Origin of the sequence: Nocardiopsis sp. SBT366 (genome assembly GCF_001083815.1) — a bacterium.
Lineage (GTDB): Bacteria > Actinomycetota > Actinomycetes > Streptosporangiales > Streptosporangiaceae > Nocardiopsis > Nocardiopsis prasina.
The window spans coordinates 1-23,718 of record NZ_LAVM01000022.1; the positions used below are offsets into that span (position 1 = coordinate 1).

Here is a 23,718-nt window from a genome sequence, read left to right on the forward strand (position 1 = left end):
CCGCCGCCCCGTCCCGGACCTGCCCGACCTCCCCACAGCCACCCGCGAGGGCGCCGCCGGGCTGCTGGACCTGGTCGCCCTGGACGCCGTGCGCACCCGCGCCGGATACACGGCGCACACGGCGGAACCCGTCACCCCCGACGCCCCCGACACCCGTCCGGATGTCGGGCCCGCGGCGAACCACCGGCTGGATGTCATCCTCGCCACCCGCCCCGAACTCCTCCCCGAGTGGCTGGGCGCCGCCGCACGGGGCGGACGCAGGATCAGCCACGTCCACGTTCCCGACCTGCTGGACCGCGCCTCCCGTGACAGCTCGCTGCGCCCCCTGGTCGCCCCCGTCGTCGGGGAACGCGGCACCTGGCTGGCCTCGCACAACACCGCGTGGTCGTTCATCGCACGCGAACCCCTGGCCACCGACGTGCACACCGACGCCGCCTGGCACGAGGGCACCCCGGCGCAACGCCGTCGGTCCCTGTTCGCCCTGCGCGCCACCGACCCGGCGGCCGCCCGCGACCTCCTCGCCGGGGTCCTGCCACAGGAGAGCAGGAGCGAGGAGCGACGCGGCCTCCTGGAGGCCCTCGCGGTCGGCCTCGGCCCCGACGACGAGGCGGTGCTGGACCAGGCCCTGGACGACCGCGCCGCCAGCGTGCGCGGACTCGCCCTGGCCCTGCTCACCCGGCTGCCGGACAGCGCCCACGCGCACCGCCTCCGCGCCCACCTGAGGGCCCATCTCGGGCGCTACCAGGGGCCCCCGCGCGCCGTCGACGTGGTCGACATGGACGTCCCGACCGCCGACCAGCTCCGCGACCTCGCCCTGGTGCCGCCGAAGAAGCGGCCGGAGGCGCGCCGGGCCCGCTGGGAACTCGGCCGCGTCCTGATCACCCACGCGCCGCTGGACACCTGGACCGCTTTCCTGGGAACCGACCCCGCCGGGGTCCTCGACCTGGCCGAGGACGAGCAGGACCTGCGCGAGGCCCTGGCCGACGCGGCCTGCCTCCAGGCCGTCCCGGACTGGGCCCGCGCCGTCCTCGACCACCCCGGGGCCGGGCTGGCCCCGCTGCTCCGCGCCGCGGGTCGCCACCGCGAGTGGCCGCGCACACAGGAGCTCCTGGCCGCGCTTCCGGTCCAGGAGCGGTGCGACCGGGTCGTGGCCGCACTCGGCTCCGTGGAGGGCGCACCGACCACCGGGCGGACCGACCTCCACGTTCTCGGGGAGGTCCTGCACACGGTCGACGCCCCGTGGACACGCGCGCTCTCCGACGAGGTCACGCGCCGACTCACCGGGCCGATCGGGACGCGCGACTCACGCGGCTACCGCTTCCTCTGCGAGGCCGCCGCCGAGCACATGCCTCCCGAACACCTCGACCTCCTGCCCAAGGAACCACCCCACGAGGAGGAGGGCCCCGCCTACCTCCGCCTCCGCGACACCCTCCGATTCCGGCTCGAAATGCACAGGGAGCTCTAGTTGACCACCTCCGCCACCGGCTCTGGCATCAGCACCGACGCCGCCAGCGCGCTGCGCCCGCACGCCGAGCAGACCTACGCCGCCGAGCTCAAGGCCCTGGCCGGGGCCGACGACCGCCAGCGCCCCCCGGGCTGGAGTCTCTCCCCGTGGGCGGTCACCCAGTACCTGCTGGGCACCACCCTCGACGACGGCACCGAGATCACGCCCAAGTACATCGGCTCGCGCCGGGTGGTCGAGGTGGCCGTGGCCACCCTGGCCACCGACCGCGCCCTGCTGCTCATCGGTGTCCCCGGCACGGCCAAGACCTGGCTGTCCGAACACCTCGCGGCGGCGGTCTCCGGTGACTCCACCCTGCTGGTCCAGGGCACCGCCGGGACCTCCGAGGAGGCGGTCCGGTACGGCTGGAACTACGCCCGCCTGCTCGCCGAGGGGCCCTCGGAGGCGGCACTCGTCCCCAGCCCGATCATGACCGCCATGTCGCGCGGTGCGATCGGCCGCATCGAGGAACTCACCCGTATGCCCTCCGAGGTGCAGGACGGCCTCATCACGGTGCTGTCGGAGAAGGCGCTTCCCGTGGCCGAGCTCGGCGTCGAGGTGCAGGCCCAGCGCGGGTTCAACGTCATCGCCACCGCCAACGACCGTGACCGGGGGGTCAACGACCTCTCCAGCGCGCTGCGCCGCCGCTTCAACACCGTGGTCCTGCCCGTCCCGGACAGCGCGGAGGACGAGGTCCGCATCGTCACCCAGCGGGTGGAGCAGCTGGGCCGCTCGCTGGAGCTGCCCGAGGTGCCCACCAGCCTCACGGAGATCCAGCGCGTGGTCACCGTCTTCCGCGAGCTGCGCTCCGGAGTCACCGAGGACAACACCACCAAGGTGAAGTCACCCAGCGGAACCCTGAGCACCGCCGAGGCGATCTCCGTGATCACCAACGGCATCGCGCTCGCCGCCCACTTCGGTGACGGGCTGCTGCGTCCCGCCGACGTCGCCGCCGGAATCCAGGGCGCCGTGGTCCAGGACCGCGTCTCGGACGGGGTGGTCTGGCGGGAGTACCTGGAGACCGTCGCCCGCGAGCGCGACGGCTGGGACGACTTCTACCGGGCCTGCCGCGAGGTGGGCGCCTGATGGGACGACCCCGACAGGGCACCGACAAGGTCAGTGTCCTCGGTGTCCGCCACCACGGTCCGGGTTCGGCCCGGGCCGTGGCGGCCGCCCTGGACGAGATCAAGCCCGACATCGTACTGATCGAGGGGCCGCCCGAGGCCGACGCGATCACCTCCCTGGTGGGCGGTCTGGAACCGCCGGTGGCCCTGCTGGTCCACCTGGCCGACACCCCCAAGGCGGGGACGGCGCGCTCCAAGGAGGGCTGGGGGTTCTGGCCGTTCGCGTCCTTCTCCCCGGAGTGGGCGGCCCTGGTGCACGCCCACGGACGCGGAGTACCGGTGCGCTTCTGCGACCTGCCCGCCGCCCACACGATCGCGGAGCGGATCGAACGGGCGGAGGCTGCGGAGGAGGAGGCTGCTCAGAAGGAGGTCGCTGCGGAGGAGTCCGCGGAGAAGGGGGCCGCCGAGAAGGAGGACGCCCGGCAGGAGGAGGACGCCCGGCCCGCGCCCCAGAGCGAACCCCGCAGGGTTCGTACCGACCCCCTCGGGGTGCTCGCCGAGGCCGCCGGGTACGACGACGCCGAACGCTGGTGGGACGACGTCGTGGAACAGCGCGGCGACGGCGAACCCTCGCCCTTCCCGGCGATCGCCGACGCCATGGCGGCCGTCCGTGCCGAGAGCGGTCCGGAGACCGGGCGCGACGCGCGCCGCGAGGCCCACATGCGCCAGACCCTGCGCGCCGTGCTCAAGGAGGGGTACGAACGGGTGGCCGTGGTGTGCGGTGCCTGGCACGCGCCCGCCCTGCGCGACCTGTACGACTACCCGATCAAGGACGACGCCGCCCTCCTGAAGGGGCTGCCCAGGGTGCGGACCACCGCCACCTGGGTGCCGTGGACGCACGGGCGGCTCGCCACCGCCAGCGGCTACGGCGCCGGGGTGACCTCGCCCGGCTGGTACCACCACCTGTTCACCGCCCCCGATCTGCCGATCCACCGGTGGCTCACCGACGCCGCCCGTCTGCTGCGCGAGGAGGGCCAGCCGGTCTCCTCCTCGCACGTGATCGAGGGTGTTCGGCTCGCGGAGAGCCTGGCCGTGCTGCGCGGACGGCCGCTGGCCGGGATCGACGAGGTCTCCGAGGCGGTCACCGCCGTCCTCTGCGAGGGCGAACAGAGCCGGGCCGCCCTGGTGCACGGCCGGATGGTGATCGGCGAACGCCTCGGCTCGGTGCCCCCGGACACCCCCATGGTGCCGTTGCAGCGCGACCTCATGGCCGCGCAGAAACGGCTCCGCCTCAAGCCCGAGGCCTTCGACCGCGACCTCGACCTCGACCTGCGCAAGGAGAGCCAGCGCGAACGCAGCGTCCTGCTGCACCGGCTGCGCGTGCTCGGCGTCGAATGGGGGGTGCCGCGCGCCGCAGAGCACCACTCGAAGGGGACCTTCCGCGAGTCCTGGCGGCTGCGCTGGGACCCCGACATGGACGTGGCGCTGATCGAGGCCGCGCCCTGGGGGACCACCGTGGTCTCGGCGGCCACCGCCCGCGTGGTGGAGGTCGCCGCCGACGCCGAACTGCCCACCCTGACCGCGCTGACCGAACAGTGTCTGTTCGCCGAACTCGGCGACGCGCTGCCCGACGTGCTCTCCCTGCTCACCGACCGCGCGGCCACCGACAGCGACATCACCCACCTGATGTCGGCGCTCCCCCCGTTGGCCCGATCGGCCCGGTACGGGAACGTGCGGGGGACCGACGGCGCGCACCTGCGCGCGGTCGCCCGACAGCTCCTGGCCCGCGTGTGCGTGGGCCTGGCCCCGGCGGTGCGCGGGCTGGACGACGACGCGGCGGCCCGGTTCGTCCGGGCGATCGACCAGACGCACGGTGCCGCCACCCTCCTGGACGGGGACGCGCACGGCTGGACGGAGGCGCTGGAGTCCCTCGCCCGCCGCGACCAGGTCCCGGGGCGGATCGCCGGGAGGGTCAACCGCATCCTCGCGGACGCGGGCCGGATCACCACCGAGGAACTGCACCGCAGGCTCGGCCTCACGATGTCGCCCGGCACCGAACCCACCCGCGCGGCCGCCTGGCTGGAGGGCTTCCTCCAGGGGAGCGGGCTGATCCTGGTGCACGACGAGCGGCTGCTCGGCCTCATCGACTCGTGGCTGCTCAGCCTGTCCGAGGAACGCTTCGTGGCGATCCTGCCGCTGCTGCGCCGCACCTTCGGGGCCTTCGGCGCGGCCGAACGCCAGGAGATCGGCACCGCCATCACCAGGGCGGACGGCGGCCGGACCACCACCGCGCGGGTGCGCCGCCCCGTCGACACCCGCCGCGCCGCACCGGCCGTGGCCGCCGTGACCGCACTACTCGAAGGGAGCCGCGCGTGAGCACGGAAACCACCGAACGCGCCCGCCGCTGGCGCCTGGTCCTGGGGGAGAGGTCCCAGTGCGCGACCCTGACCGGGCGCGACCAGACCATGGACTCCGCTCTGGCGGCCCTGTACAACAAGGGCGACGGCTCCGCCGCCTCGGGCGACGACCGCTCCGGTGACCTGGGCTCCTCCGCACCCCGGGTCGCACGCTGGCTGGGCGACATCCGGGAGTACTTCCCGTCCACCGTTGTGCAGGTGATGCAGACCGACGCCATGGACCGCATGGGGCTGCACCAGCTCCTGCTGGAGCCGGAGATGATGGAGGCCGTCGAGCCCGACGTGCACCTGGTCGGGACCCTGCTCTCCCTCAACCGGGTGATGCCCGCCGAGGCGCGGGAGAGCGCCCGCACGATCGTGCGCGGGGTCGTCGACGACCTGGAGAGAAGGGTCGCGCAGAAGACCCGGTCCGTCATCCGCGGTGCCATCGACCGCTCCGCACGCACCCACCGCCCCCGCCGGGTCTCGGACATCGACTGGAACGCCACCATTCGCCGCAACCTGGCGCACTACCTGCCCGAACACAACACGGTGATCCCGCAGACCCTCGTGGGTTACGGGCGCCGCAGCCAGGGCGTGCAGAAGGACGTGGTCCTGGCCATCGACCAGAGCGGTTCGATGGCCTCCTCGGTGGTCTACGCCAGCGTCTTCGGCGCGGTGCTCGCCTCCATGAGCACGCTGAAGACGTCCCTGGTCGTCTTCGACACCGCGGTCGTCGACCTCACCGACCAGCTCACCGACCCGGTCGAGGTGCTCTTCGGGACCCAGCTCGGAGGTGGCACCAACATCAACAAGGCCATCGCCTACAGCCAGACGCTCATCGACCGCCCGCAGGACTCCATCTTCGTCCTGATCAGCGACCTCTACGAGGGCGGCGTCCGCGCCGAGATGCTGAAGCGGGTGGCCGCCATGAAGTCCGCGGGCGTCCAGGTGGTGGTCCTGCTGGCCCTCTCCGACGAGGGCGCGCCGTTCTACGACCGCCAGAACGCCTCGGCCCTCGCCGACCTCGGCGTCCCGGCGTTCGCCTGCACCCCGGACGCCTTCCCGGAGCTCATGGCCGCGGCGATCCAGGGCCAGCCCCTGGACGCCTGGGTCGACAAGCACCTGGACGAGTGAGCCGGCCCCGGGCGGGGCCGAACCCCCTGCGGCCCCGCCCGGCACTCAGTCCAGGCAGAACTCGTTGCCCTCGATGTCCCGCATCACGATGCACGACTCGTTGACCCCGTCGGCGCGCATGACGCGGACGCACTCGGCGCCGAGCGCCTCCAGCCGTTCGCGTTCGGCCTGGAGCGTGGAGAGGCGTTCGTCCCCGACGAGACCGGTACCGGCACGCACGTCGAGGTGCACCCGGTTCTTGACGGTCTTCCCCTCGGGGACGCGCTGGAAGTACAGGCGGGGACCCTTGCCCGAGGGATCGACGCAGGCGAACGCGGAATCCTGCTGCTCGGGCGGGAGCGAGCGGTTGAACTCGTCCCAGTCGGCGAATCCTTCCGGGACCGGTGGCACGACGTACCCCAGCACCTCGCACCAGAACCGGGCCACGCGCTCGGGACTGGCGCAGTCGAAGGTGACTTGGAACTCTCTGATCGTGGTCATCGGCCCACCCTAGACCGCGGATCTCCGACAGCCCAGGGAATATCGCTGGCTCCGGGAGGGCGGATGGGGTTAACCTGCGCCCATGCCGCTCGCGAAAGAGTTGGCCGCCCTCTAGCGGCGGCCTGATCCCTCACAGTTCCGACCGCCGCATCAGCTTCCCTGCCGGTGCGGTCCTTCGGGCTGCCCGGTGTCCTTCTCTCCACACCGGACGTACCCGTGAACACATCTCTGTCCACAGGCAGGGGCGGCGGCACCATCGTGCTCGTCACCGTCCTGCTCTCCACCCTCCTCCTGCCGCTGGCGCTGACCGGGGCCTCCGTCGCGCTGCCCGACATCCAGCGCGACCTGGGCGTGGGGCTCACCTCCGCGCAGTGGGTGGTCAACTCCTACAACGCCTGCTTCGCCGCCTTCCTGGTCAGTGCCGGGTCGATCGCCGACGCGGTCGGGCGTCGCCGGGTCTACGCCTTCGGCGTGGTCCTCTTCTTCGTGAGCGGACTGCTCAGCCTCCTCGTCCAGGACATCGGGGCGCTGGTCGCCCTGCGTGCCCTGGGTGGGGTGGGGGCGGCGGCCGCCGTGGCCGGAGGGGGCTCCATGCTCGCCCTGGCCTTCGAGGGACCGGCGCGCGCGAGGGCCTTCGGGCTGCTCGGTACCGTGCTGGGCGCCGGAACCGCCTTCGGGCCCGCCGTGGCCGGACTGCTGGTCGAGAACCTGGGCTGGCGGTTCGCCTTCGCAGGACCCGCGCTGGTGGCGGGGGCGGTTCTGCTTCTGGTGACACGCGTTCCCGCGATGCGGGGTGACGGACGGCCCGTGGACTGGCTCGGCGGAGCCCTGTTCACCGCCGCCCTACTGAGCCTGATCGGTGGTCTGGTCGAGGGCCCGAGCCGGGGCGCGCCGGTGCTGGTCGGTTTCCTGGCCCTGTCGGCGGCCCTGTTCGTCCTGTTCACCCTGGTGGAGCGCCGCCGCGAGGTGCCGCTGGTGGATCTCGGCCTGCTCTCCAACCGCCGGTTCGTGGCCTACGCGCTGGCGGCCGCGACCTTCATGTCGGTGCTGGTCCCGCTCCTGGTCTACCTGCCGTCCTACCTGATCAACGTGGTCGGCCTCGGCGCGGGCACGGCGGGACTCTGGTTGCTGCTCGTGACCGTCCCGACCCTGGTGCTGCCTGCGGTGGGCGCCGAACTGGCCAACCGGTTCCCGCCCACGGCGGTGGTGGTCGGCGCGCTCCTCCTGCTGGGAACGGGTGTCCTCGGCTTCACCACGCTGGGCCCGGACTCCACCCCGTGGACGGTCATGCTGCCGTTCCTGTTGGTCGGATCGGGTGTCGGCCTGACGGGAGGGATGATCGACGGCCTGGGGTTGGGTGCGGTCCCGCCCGAGCGGGTGGGCACCGCGGCCGGGGTGTTCAACGCGACCCGGCTCAGCCTGGAGACCGTCTCCATCGCCGTGGTCGGCGCGGCCCTGGCGGTCCTCACCGGCGGTCACCTCGCCGGTCCCGCCTTCACCGGGGCCCTGCACGGCGTCGCCCTGTCCCTGGGCGGGTTCGTGCTGGTCGTGGTCGTCGCGGTCCTGGCCCTGACCAGGGCTCCGCGCCCGCGGATCACCGCGGGGGCCTAGGAGCGGTTCGTGATCCGGGGTTCGGCGCCGTGGCGCGCCGGATCCCGGACCCGGTCGGTCACCGTGGTTCGGGGAAACAAGATCCGCCGATTTCGTGCTTCTCCTGCGGAACTGGGTACCACCTGGGCATCGTTGTGGGCATGATCGGAGGACGCATGACCGACTGGCCGACGGGCAGCTTCGTGTCCAGGCTCGGTCCCCGGACCGTGGACCGCCTCCTCGCTCTCGCGCCGCCCCGGCACATCCCCACCAACCGGGTCCTGATCTCCCAGGGCGACGCGGAGGAACAGGTCATGCTCCTGTGTCCGCCTGAGAACGGCACCGCGGCCGACCCGGCGTGCGTCAAGATCACGTCGGTGCTGCGCAACGGCACCGAGGCGATGTTCGGCATCCGCAGGTGGGGCGACCTGGTCGGTGAGCTGGGCATGTTCCGGGACACCCGGCCCAGCGCCACGGTCACCTCGTGCGCCCCGCACACGATCCGGGTCTACCCTCACCAGGTCTTCGAGGGCTTCCTGGAACAGCACCCCGACGCCTGGCGCGCGATGCTCGCCGTGATGGGGGAGCGGCAGGAGTGCGCGGACCGTCAGCGGGCGGAGTTCGCGGGCTACGAGGTGGAGGCCCGGGTGGCCCGCATCCTGGTCGACATGGCACAGCGACACGGGGTGCCCACGGAGGAGGGAGTCCATCTCGGGGTGCGGCTCTCCCACACTGACCTGGGAAAACTCGTCGGGGCCCGCACGGACGCGGTGGGTAACGCGATCCGGCGCTTCCGGTCCGAGGGCATCCTGATCACCAGCTACCGGCGCGTGGTGATCGTGGACATGGAGCGCCTGAACGGAGTCTTCGAAGCCGCTTTGTAATCCTTTTTGTCCTGAATTACCGATTGATCGGTGGTCCGACGGTCACCGTAGGCGACAGACTTCACCTGGGCATCACGCCCAACCTCTCGCTCCGCACTGTTCGCGCCCTCCTCCGGTGCCCTCCCCCTGTGCGGAGAGGAGTGGTCGGGCTGCCGGAGTGGTGAGGACGGCACCATTCCGGCAGCTACCCCCCGTCTCCACACCGCCCCGGTGGCCGTCCCCCTGCCACCGGGGATCTTCGTGCCCTCCCCGACGACCGACCACGTCACCCCTTCGTCCGCTTCTCGACGCTCATGTCGGGTGGCCGCGACATTTGTTGGAAACGGACCCATAACCCGGGCCCAACGGGGAACGACGGCTACGGTGTGTGGTCACGGAGGAACGGGGGCGAGGGTGTTCGAGGGACTGCGAAACGGGATCAGGCGCGCCCGCCAACGACGCGGGTTCGAGCGCGAGACCGCCGTCATCATCGTCAAGTGCACGATCGCGGCCACCGTCGCCTGGGTCGTGGGCACCCTGCTGGGAGCCTCCAGCCAGATCGGATTCGCCCCGTTCACCGCCCTGCTCGTGGTCCGGCCGAGCGTGTACGGCTCCGTGCTCCAGTCCGGCCGCTACGTGGCGGCGGTCTTCGCCGGAGCCCTGCTCGCCGGGCTGACGGGGCTCACGGTCGGAGCCCAGGTGTGGTCCTTCACCGTGCTGCTGCTGATCGCGCTGATCGCCGGACAGGCCAGGTTCTTCGGCGGCCAGGGTACGCAGCTGCCGGTGGTCGCGGCCTTCGCGCTCGCGGGCGGTACCGCGGAGAGCGCCTCCGACCTCGGATACCTCCTGCTGATGGTCTGCGTCGGCGCCGCCTCGGCCCTGGTCACCAACACGGTCATGGCCCCGGTCATCCGGTTCCGGGACGCCGAGAACGCGGTCCGGGACCTCGCGGACGGGCTCCGCTCCCTGACGGGGGAGATGGCGCAGGGTCTGCGCCAAGGGGGCGAGGGACTCGACCTGGACCACTGGATCCGGGCCAGCGACGGACTCGACGGTTCCGTCAGCAACGCCCAGGAAGCGGTCCAGCGCCAGGAGGACCGGACCCGGCTCAACCCCCGCAAGCTCGTCGCCGGCGCCCGCATGGACACCCGTGCCCTCCAGACCTACGGCGAGTGGATCTCCGCGCTGAGTCGGGCCTCCCGGCACGTGCAGTCCATCGTCCGGACCCTGCGCACCACCACTCGACGCGGCGCACGCTTCCCGGAACCCGACGACGCCTTCCTTCGGGAGTTCGCCCCGCTGGTCGAACGCGTCTCGGACGTCTTCCAGACCGTGCACGACTCCGAGGAGCCCGGGCGTGCGACCGTCTCCGGCGACCTCCGGGAGAAGGTCGACGAGGCGCTGCGCAAGGTGGACGAGGAGCGCGACGCGTTGCGGGATCGCTGGGACGACCGGAACTGGCCGGTCTACAGCGCCCTGATCACCGACGTCGAGCGGATCTTCGAGGAGATCCACCAGGGCCAGGAGAACACCGAGCGCCACGACCCCGGGTGAGGCCGGACCCGGGGGCGTACCCCGTGTGCCGAGCGGGCAGGGTTCGGACATGGATCGGACACCGACGCGCGCCGGGACCACACGGCCCCTCCTGCTCACCCGAACGCTCTCCCTGCTCGGGACCGTCCTCCTCGTGGGCTCCTGTTCCACGACCGGCGCCGACGGCTCCGGCTCGGGCGGCCAGCCCGGAGACGGGGCGACCGGGGGCGAGGGCCTCGGGCAGCCCGAGACCCTGGCCACCGACCTCGACGTTCCATGGGGGATCGACTTCCTCCCCGACGGGTCCGCCCTGGTCGCCCAGCGGGACTCCGCCGTCGTCGCCCACGTGACCACGGGCGGCCAGGTCACCGAGGCGGGGACCATCGAGGGCGTCCGCCACGGAGGCGAGGGGGGTCTGCTCGGCCTGGCCGTCGACCCGGACTTCCCCGAGCGGCCCCACGTGTACGTCCACCACACCACCGACACGGACAACAGGGTGAGCCGGGTGGAGTACGAATCCGGCTCACTCGGCGGATCCGAGGTGATCCTGGACGGAATCCCAGCCGCGAACACCCACAACGGCGGCCGGATCGCCTTCGGGCCCGACGGCTACCTGTACGTGGCCACCGGCGACGCCCAGGAGACGGACAGCTCCCAGGACACCGACTCCCTGGCGGGCAAGATCCTGAGGATCACCGACGACGGCGAAGCCGCCCCGGACAACCCCTTCGACAACCACGTGTACAGCTACGGCCACCGCAACGTGCAGGGCCTGGCCTGGGACTCCGAGGAGAACCTCTACGCGACCGAGTTCGGCCAGGACACCCTGGACGAGGTCAACCTGATCGAACCGGGCAACAACTACGGATGGCCGGAGGTGGAGGGGCCCGGCGGCGGTGACGAGTTCACGGACCCGCTCGTCACCTGGGAACCCGCCGAGGCCTCACCGAGCGGCTCGGCGATCGCCGGGGACTCCCTGTACGTGGCGGCGCTGCGCGGCGCCCGGCTCTGGGAGATCCCCCTGAACGGCGACGGCACCGTGGGCGAACCGGAGCCGCACTTCGTCGATGAGTTCGGCCGTCTGCGCACGGTGGTCGCCCACCCCGACGGCCAGACCCTGTGGTTGAGCACCAGCAACCTCGACTCCTGGGGCTCGCCCGCCGATGACGACGACCGGATCATGACCGTGCCGCTGGAGCGGACCGGCGACTAGTCGAGCAGGCCCCGGGCGACGACCTCCTCGGCCAGGACACGGCGGATCTCGTCGTCCTCACCCACGTGGCCGGGGTGCTCGGCGTTCTCCCTCAGGCGATCGCGCACCGCGGCCACCACCTCGTCGCTGATCAGGGCACCGGACAGCGGGGCGGCTTCGGCCGCCTCGCGCCAGCGGCGCATCGCGTCCAACCGGCCGTGCTCGACGGACTCGCGGGTGAGGAGGAACAGACCGTCGACGTTGCGGTCGTGGGAGTCCTCGTCCAGCAGGTCCACGTCGACCACGACGACCGGCTGCGGGGCACCGCCGTCGGCGGCGGGCCTCAGGTGGTAGACCCGCCAGACGCGGCCGTTGGTGAGGAACACCCAGTCCACGCCCTGCTCGACGGCCAGGCGCCGGGCCATCTGGATGTTGCGCAGGTCCAGGTCCTGGCCGATCCGGCGTACCTCCACCGGGGCGAACAGTTCGCCGTCGAGGACGATCGCGTAGTCGATCGAGTCCCCGCTGGTGCGGTACTCCGTGGTCAGGTCCTGGTACTTGCTGAAGTTCAGACCGACACTGAAGAAGTCGGCGACCAACAGGCGGGTGTCGCCGTCGTTGGCATCGCGCTCCGCGAGGTCGGCGAGCGGACCGGCGAACCGGTCGACCGCGGCGGCCACCCGACCCCTGACGGCGGTCTCCCAGCCCAGAGTGGTGGTGAACTGGCCCGTCCTGGCCATGACCTGGGTCTCTTCCGTGTCCATGCCGTCCGTTTCCGTGTCTGGGGCAGCCCCGTCACACGGTCTTCTCCGGTGGCCGGGGAACACGCGGACGAGGGGGAGAATCCGCCTCAGATGCTACATCTCCGGTGCGTGACCGCCGTCCCCGAGGGCCCGCGCCAGCGCAGGTTCGGCGTCACGGGCGGCGGCCAACAGGAGGGCGTCCTCGTGGTGCCGTGCCACGAGGTGCAGGCCAACGGGCAGACCGTCCTCCGTGAGCCCTGCGGGCAGGCTCAGGGCCGGGTGCCCGGTGAGGTTGAACAGCCAGGTGAACCCGACGCTCATCACGTCGCCCGGTCCTGAGTGCGGGTGGGCGCGGTTCGGAGTCGTGGGAGTGGCGAGCAGGTCCACGGAGTGGAGGAGGCCGTCCAGCGCCGACAGGTCCCGCTGCCCGACGGAGGCGGGGCCCGTCCCGCTGCCCCGTTCCCTGCGGGCGAGCCAGGTACTCGTGGGATCGGTGAGCGCGATCTCGGACCGTGTCACCGTCACCCCGCGCGACCGGGCCCAGCGCCACAGCGCCCGTTCCGCGAGCGCCACCACCTCCGGCTCCGGATCGTTGAATCCCAGCGTCGGCGACCACGCGACTCGGATGCGTGGAGGCGCGGCGACGGGACGGCCGCCGAGTACGGCGCTCCGGTACAGCTCGACGTCCCCGACCGTGCGCGCGATCGGCCCGCCGACCGTCAGCCCGGCCCGGTCGCGCGCCGGAAGCAGCCCCGTGGTCGGTTTGTAGCCGATCACCCCGCACCAGGCCGCAGGGATGCGGGTGGACCCGGCACCGTCGCTCGCGGTCGCCAACGGCACGGCGCCGGTGGCCACCGCGACGGCCGAACCCGCGGAGGAACCGCCCGGGACGCGCTCCGTGTTCCAGGGGTTGAGGGTGGGGCCGTCGTCGGTGTTCCCCCAGGTCTTCCACGGGGTCCCGGGGCCGGGCACCGAGGTGGCCCCGATCGGCACCGCACCCGCCGCGACCAGTCGTCGGGCCTGGTGGGAGCCGACCCCCTCCGTGGCCTTGACCGCCAGGGGCACCCCAGCCAGGGGGAGGGGGTGGCCCTGGGCCAGGGCCACGTCCACCCGTGCCGCGCACTCCAGCGCCGCCTCCGGCCAGACCTCGACGAAGGCGCGCAGGTGTGCGATCCCGTCGACGGCCGCCAGAGACTCCCGGACGGTCTCGACCGCGCTCGTCGCACCCTGTGTCACCCTGGCGGCGATCGCGCCCGCCGTGGACGGTGGCTGGTTCTCCATGCGCCCGAGAGTAGGGGGCAGCAGACAAGGGGCGGTGGTCCGCATCGCCCACCTCGGGCGCCTCCGAGACGTCGACGGTGTCACGGACGGCCCAGTCGTGGGTGGCGCCGAGTGCCGCGAGCCTCCCGAGTCATGCCGTGCGGGACGCCCAACCACCAGGGCGCCGTCCGTTGACGCTGTTCAGGGCCACGCGCTCGGACGGGCCGCGGTTGGTTCTCCCGTCCGGTCAGGCTGCACGCGGATGGGACGTCCACCAACTTGCGGTCGTTGGCGGGGTCACGGACGGCCTGGTCGCGGGTGGCGGTGAGTGCCGCGCGAGCCTTCCGGGTCATGCCGTGCGGGGCGTCCACCACCTCGGAGTCGTTGACGCTGTCCAGAGCCTTATTTCCGCTGGTCGGCGGACAGGCGCCTCCTCGCTCTCCCGTCTCCGGGCGCTGGCTGTTGGTCCGGTCGGTTCAGGCTCGTGTGGCTCCCTCCCGGACGACGCGTCGGTGCAGGAAGGCGAGCACGCCCAGCGTGAGAGTGAGTGAGGCCAGGGCGATCCCCGCCGCGTGGAGGGGTTCGGCCCAGCTGGCCTGGTCGGTCGGCGGTCGGGCGGGATCGTCCGGGGCGGACAGCCTCGCGGCTGTGTGGACCACGGCCCAGCCCACGAAGGCCAGCGCGAGGGCGGCCTCCACGGTCAGCAGGCGGCGGTGGGTGGCCAGGAACCCCCACCCGCTGATGTGCCGGGCAAAGATCTCCTGGTCCCGGGTGCGCGCGTGGACCACGCACGCGGCCATGGCGGTCAACAGGAGCACGGCGCCCGCCCCGACCAGGTTGAAGGTCTCCGTGTGCAGCGCGTTCACGGTGAGCGCGTGGGCTCTGCGCGCACTGGTGCCGAGCGTCTCGACCATGGAGACGTAGCGGGAGGCCTCCGGGCTCCGCGCACGGAACGCCTCCACCACCCCGGGGTCGGGGAAGACCGTCTGTCTGGCGGACATGTGGTTCACGTAGGAGTTGTCGGACAGCACCGCCCCGTTGGGCAGCACGATGAGCACGGGTTCGTACAGCAGGGGCAGGGTGCCGCCCAGACGTTCCTCCGCGCCGTAGGTGAACAGGGTCTGTTCGTCGGCGGCGGGCAGGACCCGCACGTCGAACCCTTCGCCCGGAGCACCGTTGACGCCGAGCCAACCGGTCACCCCCTCGACCAGGGCACCGGAGTGGCCGGAGGCGGAGGAGGGGAGGAGGACCCGCACGGTTCCCGCGGAACCGTACGGTCTCCCAGTGGGGGAGAGGACCTCCTCCTCGTCCAGGTAGGTGTCGTTGACCAGCAGCACGGGGTTGTCCAGAACCGCGGGACTCCCGGGGACGGATGGGACGATCTCGGAGGGGTGCATCTGGGCCGCCAACACCAGGTCCGCGTCCGCGTCGGTGCGCCGCAGCCACGGGCCGAGGGTGTCGTCCACCGCCTGGTCGTCCGCCCAGCCGTAGTTGGCGCTCAACGCGGGGCGGGAGGTCTGTCCGTACGCGTCATGCACCTCCACGCCGAGCCCCTGCTCCCGGGCCTCCCGGGCGGTGGTGACCACCGAGCCCAACAGCACCAGAGTCAGCGCCAGGGCGGGGACGCGCACCAGGTAGACGGCGGCCACGGTGCCGCGAACCGGCAGCCGCCCCCGGAGCGCGGGCAGGATGCCGGTCGCGCCCACCAGGGCCAGGAACACCGCGTGGGTGAGCAGACAGGCCAGGGTGAGCGCGGCCAGGAAGACCAGTGCCAGGAGCGAGTAGAAGCCGATCTGGTTCCCACCGTTGTGGACGCCGAGGAGCCCCAGCACGGCCACGGCCGACACGGGCAGGACGAGCGCCCACAGCCGCAGGACCCCCAACAGCTCACCGGCGAGCAGCCGACCGTAGGAGTGCCCCTGGAGTCGCCGGACCGCGTGGTCGCGGGAGTCGAGCAGGACCCCGGCGCCCGTGGCGGTGACCGTGGTGAGCATCGCGACGGCCACGAGGTGCAACAGGTGGCCGCTGGCGAGGAAGTGCCACAGCTGGGTCCTCTGCATGCCGGGCGCCTCGGACAGCCCGTGTTCGGCCAGGGCCTCGCGCAGCGCGGGAGCGGCCTCCGGTGCGCCGAACACCAGGTAGTAGCCGTGAGGGCCCACGTCGCCGAACTCGGAGATGGGATGGGTCAGGACGGCGAAGGAACGGCTGAAGGACGGATAGCCCTCGTCCAGCCAGCGGCCGTACCGGGAACCGGGGTCGGAGACCGCCAGGTACAGGTGGGCCAGCGAGGACGGCGTGTGGACGTCCAGGACGCTGTAGCCGATGGCGGCGTCATGGGCGTCGGCGACCTCCTGCACGGAGCGTGCCACCTCGTCGGTGTCGTGGGTGCCGTCGCTCTCGGTGATCCAGACCAGGTGCGGGTCGTCGAGCACGTGAACGGTCTGTTCGGCGGTGGCGGCCAGGAGGAAGGCGAGCAGCGCGGCGAAGGCGACGCACGCCGTGTAGGCGAAGGAGAGGGTCCGGTTGGGCACCTGGCGGTCCTGTCAGGGCGAGGTGGACCCGTGGGGCGGGGAGCGCCCACGGGTTCCCGGGACGGGTCAGCAGCCGTTGCGCCAGTACTGCTGGTTGTTGGCCATGGCCCGCGAGGCCTCGGCTCTGGCCCAGAACCCGGCGGAGGCGTTGACCCGCTCGGTGTGGGTGCCCACGGCGGTGGCCCCGTGGCAGTTCTTCGGGTGGTGGTAGTAGGAACGGACGAACCCCTGACCAGGGATTCCCGTGAGGCTGCGTTCCCACACCCCGCCGCCGACCCGGGAGGTCTGGGCGAGGGCGGTGCCGGTGGTCATGACGAGGACGGCGACCACGATGGCGGACAGACGGAGGAGGGCTGTCATTGAGGGCTCCCTGCCGGGGCTAGCAGTCGTTGCGCCAGTAGCTCTGGTTGTTTCCGTTAGCACGCGGTGCGTTGGCCCGGGCCCACTGCCCGGGGTTCCTGTTCACCCGCACGGTGCGCGTTCCCACCGCGGTGGCTCCGTGGCAGGCGGATCCGTGGAGGAAATGGGAGTAGACCTCGCCCGATCCGGGAACTCCGGTGATGCCCCAGAGCCATTCACCGCCGCCCACATAGGAATGCGCGGCCAGGGCTGCCGTTGCGCCGCCCAGGGCGATGACGACGGCGGTGAGGAAAGTGGCGAACACACGTGAAAGCGACTTCACGGTGGCCCCTAGCAGCCGTTGCGGAAGTAGGACTGGTTGTTGGTCCAGGCCTTGGGGGCGCTGGCGTAGGAGGTGTGGCCGGCAGCGGTGTTCCTGGAGCGGTCGGTGTAGGTGCCCACAGCGGTCGACCCGTGGCAGTTCTGGGCGTGGTGGTAGTTGGAGTACACGGAGGAGACGGTGACTCCGTGGTGCCAGGTGCCACCGCCCACGCGGGTGCCCGCGAGGGCCGCACCCGTGGCCCCGGCGGTGACCCCCACGACGACGAGGGCGACGACGATTCCTTGGTTGACGGTATTGCGCATTCGAGGACCCCGGTCCTGTTGTTCTCCGTGTCGATGCTCCGAAACGGGGGAGCGACGGAGGAAAGTGGCATCATCAAGAATTCACGGTTGAAGGGCCGAGATGCTCCGCCCCTCTGAAATCCAGTACTACCGCGCCCTTTTGGGTATTTCTCTTTTGTGGCCGGATGCGGACACGATCCAGACGCCTGGTCGGGCTCGGGGTAATGGGTGTCACGAATCGGTATTCTTGGGAATTATTCCTTTTGTTCCCGTGGGGTGCCGGATGGTCCGTCCACAGGCTGTGGACAGGCCCCTGAAGAACCGGCCCCTGAAGAACCGGCCCTGCCCCTCCTGGCATCGTCGTGGTGCCCGGCTGGGCTACCCCACCCGGTCCGGGTCGACAACCTTTTGTCCACAACCTGTGGACAAAGCACGGAAGGCCCCGACCCCTTGGGGTCGAGGCCTCGTCCTGGGAGTCAGCCCTGTTCGGGCGCTGAGACCAGGGCCTGGAGCGTGGTCGGTCCGACCTCGCCGTCCACGTACAGCCCGGCCTGCTCCTGGAAGTCCACGACGGCCTCATGCGTGGCCTCGCCGAAGACACCCGGCTCGGGGCTGTGCGTCCGGTATCCGTCACCGCTGAGGTCGTGGCCGAACTTCTCCGCCAGAGCGGTCTGCGCGGCGCCGACCGCGTGGCCCTCGTCGCGCTGGACGACGCTGCCCGCCTCCTCGGCCAGGAACTCCCAGCTGCGCGTGTCGAGGATCCCCGTGACCTTCAGGTCGGTGGCCTGCTGGTAGTCAAGCAGGGCCGCCACGGTGGACTCGTCGAACCGGTCGTCCAGGACCTCACCCGGCTCGAAGGATCCCTCGTCGGCCAGCAGCCGCTTGGCGACCTCGATGTTCCACCCCATCTCACCCTGCTCGTACTCGGGCCACTCCGCGTCCGCCACGGTGGTGGTGATCCAGTCCGTGTGCGCCACCGGGTCGGTGAGGACCATCGGCCCCACGCAGAGCGGGTTCTCGTCGAAGTCGCCGTCACGGCTGGCGACGCCCACCAGTTCCCAGTTCCCCTCCTCCCCACGGACCAGGGGACCCCCGGAGTCGGAGATGCACATCTGCGCCTCGTCGGTGGGGTGCTCCGAGCAGAGGTCGCTCCCAGGGTCCATCTCCGCGCAGCGATCGGGGGAGACGACCTCGGTGTCCAGCTGCTGGAGGGTGTCCGGCTTCCCCTCCTCACCGAATTCGTCGAGCATCCCCCAGCCCAGGCCGCGCACCGCGGAACCCGGGGCGGCCGACTCCCCTCCGACGCTGATCGGGGTCTCCTCGACGGGGGAGTCCAGCTTCAGCAGCGCGGCGTCGTTGCGCAGCAGGTACTGCGAAAGCGGGTAGTCGGGGTCGTCACTCACGTCCTCCACCTCGTACTCGGGGTGGAGGACGACGTCGACGACCGCGCGCTCGCTGCCGCCCTCGTCCAGGCCGGTGCTGCCCACCCGGACGGTGAGCTGTTCGGGGTCGGTGCAGTGGCCCGCGGTGAGTACCCACTGGTCATCGACCAGCGCGCCCCCGCACAGGTGCTCGCCGCTGTGGTCGTACAGGGCCGCCATGAACTCGTACTCCTCGGTGGCGTCGTCACCACCGATGATCGCGCCCGCCGGGGCCGCGAGGGCCGTCGCTCCCAGAAACGCCCCCGCGCCCAGAACTCCCGCGATCGTCACGCCCCGTCGGCTCCTGCGGCTGTCAGTCATGCCAGACCTTTCCGTCCCGTGTCGCGTCTCCCTGTCACCCCCGAATCTAGGAACCAGGGGCGTCGCGGACATCGACCGCGAGGACCAAACCCCCGTCCGACGATGGTCGGACACGTCGCGAGGAGAGGGGGCCAGAAGGTGTAGGGGCCGTGGACGCCAAAGGCGGGGTGCCGGTCTCCTCCCTGGCCGAGCGAGCGGCGCCGTTAGCCTGTTCGCATGCCGGAACAGCCTCCCTTCAGCCCCACGGTCGCCCTGCTGACGGTGGGCCGGGTGTGGGAGGCCGCCTTCAACGCGGCCTTGAAACCACTCGGACTGACCACGCGCAAGTACGGACTGCTGGGACACGTTCGGGGGACCCCGGGCATCTCGTTCAGCGAACTCGCCCGCCGGTCGAGAATCACCGTGCAGAGCGCCCACTCGGCGGTGGCCGCCTTCGTGGCGGCCGGACTCGTCGACGACGGGACCGCCCAGGCCGGGGCCGCGTCGACACTGCGGGTCACCGCCGAGGGCGAGGCACTCCTCGCCCGTGCGGCCGAGGTGGTGGCCAGGCTGGACGAGGAGTTCGCCACGGAGCACCCGGAACTGACCGAGGCGCTGCGCCTCACCATGGCGAGGGCGCTGGCGGGCTCCGACTAACCTTCAGCTAGCCTGAAGGTTATGGAAGCACTACTGCTGTCCGTCCATGTCGTGGCGGGCATTCTCTTCGTCGGTCCCGTGGCCGTGGCCACGAGCCTCTTTCCCCGCTACGCGCCCGTCACGGGCGCCGCCCGGATCGAGCGAGGCCCCGAGACGGCCCGCCTGCTGCACCGCATCACGCGGGTCTACGGCGCCCTCGCACTCGTGGTTCCGGTCGTCGGCCTGGTACTGGCCATCGTCCAGGGCAGGACCTCGGAGATCTGGATCGTCGTCGCGATGGTGCTCACGGCGGTCGCGGGAGCCCTGCTCGTGCTCCAGATCAGCCCGCGCCAGCGTGACGCGCTCGCCTCGCCCGACGACGGCACACAGCTCCGCCGTCTCAGCATGGTGGTCGGTGTCTTCAACCTGCTCTGGGTGGTCGTCGTGGTGCTCATGATCGTGCGCCCGGGATCGGACCACTCATGAACGGACTGTTCCGAACCCTGGCCGTGCTCTCGGCGCTCGAACTCGTCAGCGTCCTCGCGCTGCTGGCCAACCTGGTCACCGTGCACGACGACACGGTCTCAAGCGTGCTCGGCCCGACCCACGGCGCGCTCTACCTCGCGGTCGCGGTCACCGCGCTCCTTGGTCGCGGCCTCACCGCGCGGACCCGGATCGGCGCGGTGGTCCCGTTGCTGAGCGGACCCCTCACCGTGGTGAACGTACGCAGGGAGGCACGAGCCGCATGAGTCTGCGCCACTACCTGCGCCGTCCGCCGTCCGTCCCCGCCGCGGAGGCGGTCCGCCTCGTCGAGGAGGGCGCGCTCGTCGTGGACGTCCGCCGTGAGTTCGAGTGGAAGCGGGCGCACATCCCGGGTGCCGTCCACATGCCGCTGGAACACCTGCGGGAGCGCGCTCACGAACTGCCCGAGGAGCGTCTCCTCATCACCTTCTGCACCGGTGGAATCCGGTCCGCCGGTGCGGCTAACCTCCTGGTGGAGTACGGCTTCGACGCCGTCAACATGAGTCGTGGACTCGTCGAGTGGCGCGCCGCGGGCGGGCCGCTCAGTCAGTGACCGGGGCCCGCTTCGCTCATCCGGAGGGCAGACGGGAACCAGGGGTCAGCCCGAGCCCCTCGGCGTCGGGTTCGACCGCGCTGACGGCCCATGCCCGCTCGTCGAGGCGGGTTCCCTTCGTGGTCGAGTAACCCTCCACCACGAGGATCCAGGATCGGCCGTCCTCCCGCAGGAGCCGGGCGGTCGAAAGGGAGTCGTCGGAGAACACCACGGGGAACGACTCGGGAAGCCGGGCGAGGTCCTCGGCGTCCGTCTCCACGAGGACGCGGGCCCCGGGAAACAGATGGCTGTACCCGGCGAAGGCGGTGGTCGCTGAGCTCATGTGCGTCCCCGGAGATGGTGGTCCCGAAGTGACCACCCTCCCAGAACGCCGCTGCGACCCGGGGTTCCGTTCGAGCGTGTCCCAGAAGGCGGATCATGTGTCGCGGAGGATCGCCACGGAGATCGGCTGGGGAACGACGGACCGGATCGGGAAGCTCACCAACTCGCGGCCCCACTGCCTTCTCACCTCCCGAAGTGAACCCGGGGACCGGCCCCACTGCTGCTGGGGCACAGCGGACACCGGCGCGTCCTTCCACGCCGCGGGACTGTGGGGGAGTGACATCGGCTTCCTCGAGGACCGCGCCCGAGGCCATCCCTCTGGTTCTCAGACCGACCTGTCCACTGTGTGGGACCCACGGTTCCCGGTGCTTTCCAGGGTGCGCGGGCCGAGGTCGTTGTCCCCGGTGTGAGTAAAAGGAGAGGAGCCGAATGAGCCCGGGCTGAACGGGTCGGTCGCAGTCAGGGCCCGTCGCGCCGGACTGGCGTCCGGCATCGGGCGTGGATCGCCGATTGGTACCTCGCCCAGGCCGCGCTGTGGATCTCCACGGACCCGGTGAGCACACTTACGTCACCGACATGTGTAATCCACCTGAAAGAATGCCCGCATAATGTGATGTTCGCCATATCGTGAATGTTCGGGGCCAATCCCTGCCGTTGGTCGTGCAAGGCGCCAGTTCACGGGTGTGCGTGGAATCGGAACCCTTTTGGACTGTCGGGACCAAACGGTGAGACGGTCCGGACTGCCTCGGCCCTCCGTTACATATCGTGAGGCCGCAAAGGACGGGGTTTCACCTTGGGGGAAGCCTTGACCTCACGATTCCCGGCTCTCTTGGCAGGCTCGGATCGCCGCCGGGAATGAAAACTACGGTAAGTAGCTAAACTGGGCCTGGGTTCGCCGCTTTACAGGCCCTTCATAAAGCTCGTCATGGTGTGGTAGCTTGCGCCGGTGGTTTTCCGTTGGACCTTCTTTAGTCAAGGGGCGAAGTGGAAATGGAATCGTTTAGGCGCGAGCTGCATGAACAGGGGTACGTCGTAATCCCTGGTCTGGGGGGCGTGGACGACGCCTTCGAAGTGGTTCAATCTTTCGGCGACCTGATACCGCAATACTCGGGCAAGGTCACGCACGAGATCACCTACCGCCCTGGAAACGAGAGCCGTTCGTACTCGCAGAGCACGAACACGATCCTCGCTCACACCGAGGCGCCGGGCTGGCCGAGCAGCCCCGCGTTCATCGCCCTCTACTGCCACCGGCAGGCTCGCTGCGGTGGTGGCCACACCGACCTGCTCCCGGTCGACGAACTCCTGCTGCACCTGGATCCCACTGACATCCGGAACCTGAAAAGCGTTCTGGACTTTCCGGGACCTCCTGGTCTGCCCGGCCTTAAGTCCCCCATGCTGGAGTACACCGATCAGGGGCGGGCTCGACTTCGCTTCAGTTACAACCTCCTGGTGCACGGCGAATTCGACCCGGACCTCGACGCCGTGGCGCAGGAGAGCGGACTCCCGCTCGGCGCCGAGGGCCGCAGGCTGGCCCAGCGCGTCAGCGAGGTGTTCGACAAACACCGCACCCGCGTCCTCATCCCCGACAACGCCCTTCTGATCTGGGATAACCGACGTCTCCTCCATGCCAGGTCCGAGTACGAAGACAAGGGGCGGCACTTCACCCGCTTCTGGTTCACTGATGGGAGCGCCGAATGACCACTGAGCCCTCCGATGACGGATTCGTGCACATTCCGGGTTTGCCGTCATTCGACCCGAATGACGAGGCCGAAAGCGCCGTCATCAGTCGTCTGGCCGGTAACTGGTATCGACGTGCGACGGTGAAACGGGACGAGCCCGACCTCGACAGCCTCTTCGACGAATCCCGGCCTGACTACCCAGAGGCGATCATCCCGTTCTCCGGCCATCCGATCTGGCAGGCACTGCCCGAAGAGAAACGTTCCCGTTTGCTCAGCTGGGCGTGGATCGCCTACAACCGGCACACGGTGATGGCCGAACAGCGTGTGGCCAATCCCGCCTTCGCTCTGGTGATGGAGGGCGAATTCCCCTCATTGGGCGGACAGGAGATCGAGATCGCCCTGGCCCAGGCCATGGTGGATGAGCAGTACCACACGCTCATGCACATCAACGCGAACGCCATCACCCGCAAGCGCCGAAAGGACCCGTTCCCCGACGCGTTCCTACCCGCCTCCCACACCGCGCTGGAACACCAGCGGCTGAGGCACGCCTCGTCCGAACGCTGGCAACGCAGCCTCACCACCCTGGCCTTCGCGACCGTCTCCGAGATCTCGATCAACGCCTACCTGGACCTCCTCGCCGATGACCAGGAGATCCAGGTCATCAACTCCACGACCGCCAAGCTGCACAATCGCGACGAGTACTGCCACGCCTCGATCTCCGACGAACTGGCCAAGATGGTCTACGACGTCCTCGACGTCAACAAGCGCCGCTTCTTCCTGGACCGCATGGTCGCGGGCCTTGAGGCGTTCGTCGCCACGGACTACTCGACCTGGGAACGCATTCTCGAGGTCGAGCAGATCCCCGGTCGGGAGCGCATGGTCGCCGAGACCAAGGAGGACACCTCCCGCTCCCGGCTGGTCCGGAACTACAGCGGTCTCCATTCGCTCATGACCGAGATGGACGTGCTGGGGGAGGTGGAGTTCGATTGGGGCACCTCGGTGACCGATCGTTGAGACCGGCCTCCGCCGGAAT

General features: G+C 70.8%; 23 protein-coding genes. 14 read left to right on the forward strand and 9 right to left on the reverse strand.

What is annotated here, in order from left to right; translation table 11 throughout:
- The 4 genes from ADX84_RS26280 to ADX84_RS08945 form a co-directional block, all read left to right on the forward strand.
- Positions 1-1,465, forward strand: a 1,465-nt coding sequence (locus ADX84_RS26280; RefSeq protein ID WP_049570424.1) for a DUF5691 domain-containing protein, incomplete at its 5' end; no start/stop codon positions are given.
- Positions 1,466-2,587 carry an AAA family ATPase gene (locus ADX84_RS08935; protein ID WP_049570427.1) on the forward strand — a complete coding sequence of 374 codons (1,122 nt, stop codon included), beginning with the start codon at positions 1,466-1,468 and terminating at the stop codon, positions 2,585-2,587.
- Entirely contained in the window at positions 2,587-4,941 is a 2,355-nt protein-coding gene (locus ADX84_RS08940; RefSeq protein WP_049570431.1) for a DUF5682 family protein, read from the forward strand. Before ADX84_RS08935 ends, ADX84_RS08940 begins: the two co-directional genes overlap by 1 nt.
- Positions 4,938-6,098: a VWA domain-containing protein gene (locus ADX84_RS08945; protein ID WP_049570433.1), complete on the forward strand. Its 1,161-nt coding sequence runs from the start codon at positions 4,938-4,940 to the stop codon at positions 6,096-6,098. The genes ADX84_RS08940 and ADX84_RS08945 overlap by 4 nt, the downstream gene beginning before the upstream one ends.
- Positions 6,099-6,143: 45 nt before the next feature.
- Here ADX84_RS08945 and ADX84_RS08950 read toward each other — a convergent pair whose 3' ends face one another.
- A complete protein-coding gene (locus ADX84_RS08950; protein WP_049570436.1) occupies positions 6,144-6,578 on the reverse strand; it encodes a VOC family protein in 435 nt (144 codons plus the stop codon).
- A 216-nt stretch (positions 6,579-6,794) separates the two neighbouring features.
- Here ADX84_RS08950 and ADX84_RS08955 point away from each other — a divergent pair, with 216 nt between their 5' ends.
- From ADX84_RS08955 to ADX84_RS08970, 4 genes are all read left to right on the forward strand, one after another.
- Positions 6,795-8,189 (forward strand): MFS transporter, encoded by a 1,395-nt coding sequence (locus ADX84_RS08955; RefSeq protein WP_234003887.1) that lies wholly within the window; start codon positions 6,795-6,797, stop codon positions 8,187-8,189.
- A gap of 155 nt (positions 8,190-8,344) precedes the next feature.
- On the forward strand, positions 8,345-9,052 hold the full coding sequence (locus ADX84_RS08960) for a Crp/Fnr family transcriptional regulator (RefSeq protein ID WP_049570609.1): 708 nt from the start codon (positions 8,345-8,347) through the stop codon (positions 9,050-9,052).
- A gap of 393 nt (positions 9,053-9,445) precedes the next feature.
- The gene (locus ADX84_RS08965; protein WP_049570438.1) at positions 9,446-10,585 is read left to right on the forward strand and encodes an aromatic acid exporter family protein; all 1,140 of its coding nucleotides are present in this window, start codon (positions 9,446-9,448) and stop codon (positions 10,583-10,585) included.
- A gap of 49 nt (positions 10,586-10,634) precedes the next feature.
- Complete coding sequence (locus ADX84_RS08970) at positions 10,635-11,777, forward strand: sorbosone dehydrogenase family protein (RefSeq protein WP_049570444.1); 1,143 nt, start codon at positions 10,635-10,637, stop codon at positions 11,775-11,777.
- Here the strand turns inward: ADX84_RS08970 and ADX84_RS08975 are convergent.
- From ADX84_RS08975 to ADX84_RS09005, 7 genes are all read right to left on the reverse strand, one after another.
- Positions 11,774-12,520, reverse strand: a complete 747-nt coding sequence (locus ADX84_RS08975; RefSeq protein ID WP_049570447.1) for a hypothetical protein — start codon at positions 12,518-12,520, stop codon at positions 11,774-11,776. The two genes, ADX84_RS08970 and ADX84_RS08975, sit on opposite strands and share 4 nt — an antisense overlap.
- 93 nt (positions 12,521-12,613) lie before the next feature.
- Positions 12,614-13,780 carry an amidase gene (locus ADX84_RS08980; protein WP_049570450.1) on the reverse strand — a complete coding sequence of 389 codons (1,167 nt, stop codon included), beginning with the start codon at positions 13,778-13,780 and terminating at the stop codon, positions 12,614-12,616.
- Between the two features lie 455 nt (positions 13,781-14,235).
- Positions 14,236-16,290 carry a bacteriocin-associated integral membrane family protein gene (locus ADX84_RS08985; RefSeq protein WP_049570451.1) on the reverse strand — a complete coding sequence of 685 codons (2,055 nt, stop codon included), beginning with the start codon at positions 16,288-16,290 and terminating at the stop codon, positions 14,236-14,238.
- Between the two features lie 66 nt (positions 16,291-16,356).
- A complete protein-coding gene (locus tag ADX84_RS08990; protein ID WP_049570455.1) occupies positions 16,357-16,650 on the reverse strand; it encodes a lactococcin 972 family bacteriocin in 294 nt (97 codons plus the stop codon).
- A gap of 19 nt (positions 16,651-16,669) precedes the next feature.
- A complete protein-coding gene (locus ADX84_RS08995) occupies positions 16,670-16,972 on the reverse strand; it encodes a lactococcin 972 family bacteriocin (RefSeq protein WP_049570457.1) in 303 nt (100 codons plus the stop codon).
- Between the two features lie 8 nt (positions 16,973-16,980).
- Entirely contained in the window at positions 16,981-17,274 is a 294-nt protein-coding gene (locus ADX84_RS09000) for a lactococcin 972 family bacteriocin (protein ID WP_049570460.1), read from the reverse strand.
- A gap of 455 nt (positions 17,275-17,729) precedes the next feature.
- Positions 17,730-18,965 carry a trypsin-like serine protease gene (locus ADX84_RS09005; RefSeq protein ID WP_234003888.1) on the reverse strand — a complete coding sequence of 412 codons (1,236 nt, stop codon included), beginning with the start codon at positions 18,963-18,965 and terminating at the stop codon, positions 17,730-17,732.
- 246 nt (positions 18,966-19,211) lie between these two features.
- Here ADX84_RS09005 and ADX84_RS09010 point away from each other — a divergent pair, with 246 nt between their 5' ends.
- Genes ADX84_RS09010 through ADX84_RS09025 form a run of 4 tightly spaced genes read left to right on the forward strand, consistent with a single transcriptional unit; the run spans position 19,212 to position 20,685 of the window.
- A complete protein-coding gene (locus tag ADX84_RS09010) occupies positions 19,212-19,631 on the forward strand; it encodes a MarR family winged helix-turn-helix transcriptional regulator (protein WP_049570463.1) in 420 nt (139 codons plus the stop codon).
- A 21-nt stretch (positions 19,632-19,652) separates the two neighbouring features.
- Positions 19,653-20,096: a hypothetical protein gene (locus ADX84_RS09015; RefSeq protein WP_049570466.1), complete on the forward strand. Its 444-nt coding sequence runs from the start codon at positions 19,653-19,655 to the stop codon at positions 20,094-20,096.
- A complete protein-coding gene (locus tag ADX84_RS09020) occupies positions 20,093-20,359 on the forward strand; it encodes a hypothetical protein (protein ID WP_049570468.1) in 267 nt (88 codons plus the stop codon). The genes ADX84_RS09015 and ADX84_RS09020 overlap by 4 nt, the downstream gene beginning before the upstream one ends.
- Positions 20,356-20,685 carry a rhodanese-like domain-containing protein gene (locus ADX84_RS09025; RefSeq protein ID WP_049570472.1) on the forward strand — a complete coding sequence of 110 codons (330 nt, stop codon included), beginning with the start codon at positions 20,356-20,358 and terminating at the stop codon, positions 20,683-20,685. Before ADX84_RS09020 ends, ADX84_RS09025 begins: the two co-directional genes overlap by 4 nt.
- Before the next feature lie 16 nt (positions 20,686-20,701).
- Here the strand turns inward: ADX84_RS09025 and ADX84_RS09030 are convergent, their stop codons facing one another.
- Positions 20,702-21,007, reverse strand: coding sequence for a hypothetical protein (locus ADX84_RS09030; RefSeq protein WP_053107271.1), 306 nt, complete (start codon positions 21,005-21,007; stop codon positions 20,702-20,704).
- A 989-nt stretch (positions 21,008-21,996) separates the two neighbouring features.
- Between ADX84_RS09030 and ADX84_RS09040 the strand changes: the two genes are divergently transcribed.
- On the forward strand, positions 21,997-22,704 hold the full coding sequence (locus tag ADX84_RS09040) for a TauD/TfdA family dioxygenase (RefSeq protein ID WP_049570484.1): 708 nt from the start codon (positions 21,997-21,999) through the stop codon (positions 22,702-22,704).
- On the forward strand, positions 22,701-23,699 hold the full coding sequence (locus ADX84_RS09045; protein ID WP_049570486.1) for a diiron oxygenase: 999 nt from the start codon (positions 22,701-22,703) through the stop codon (positions 23,697-23,699). Before ADX84_RS09040 ends, ADX84_RS09045 begins: the two co-directional genes overlap by 4 nt.
- Positions 23,700-23,718 lie beyond the last annotated feature (19 nt).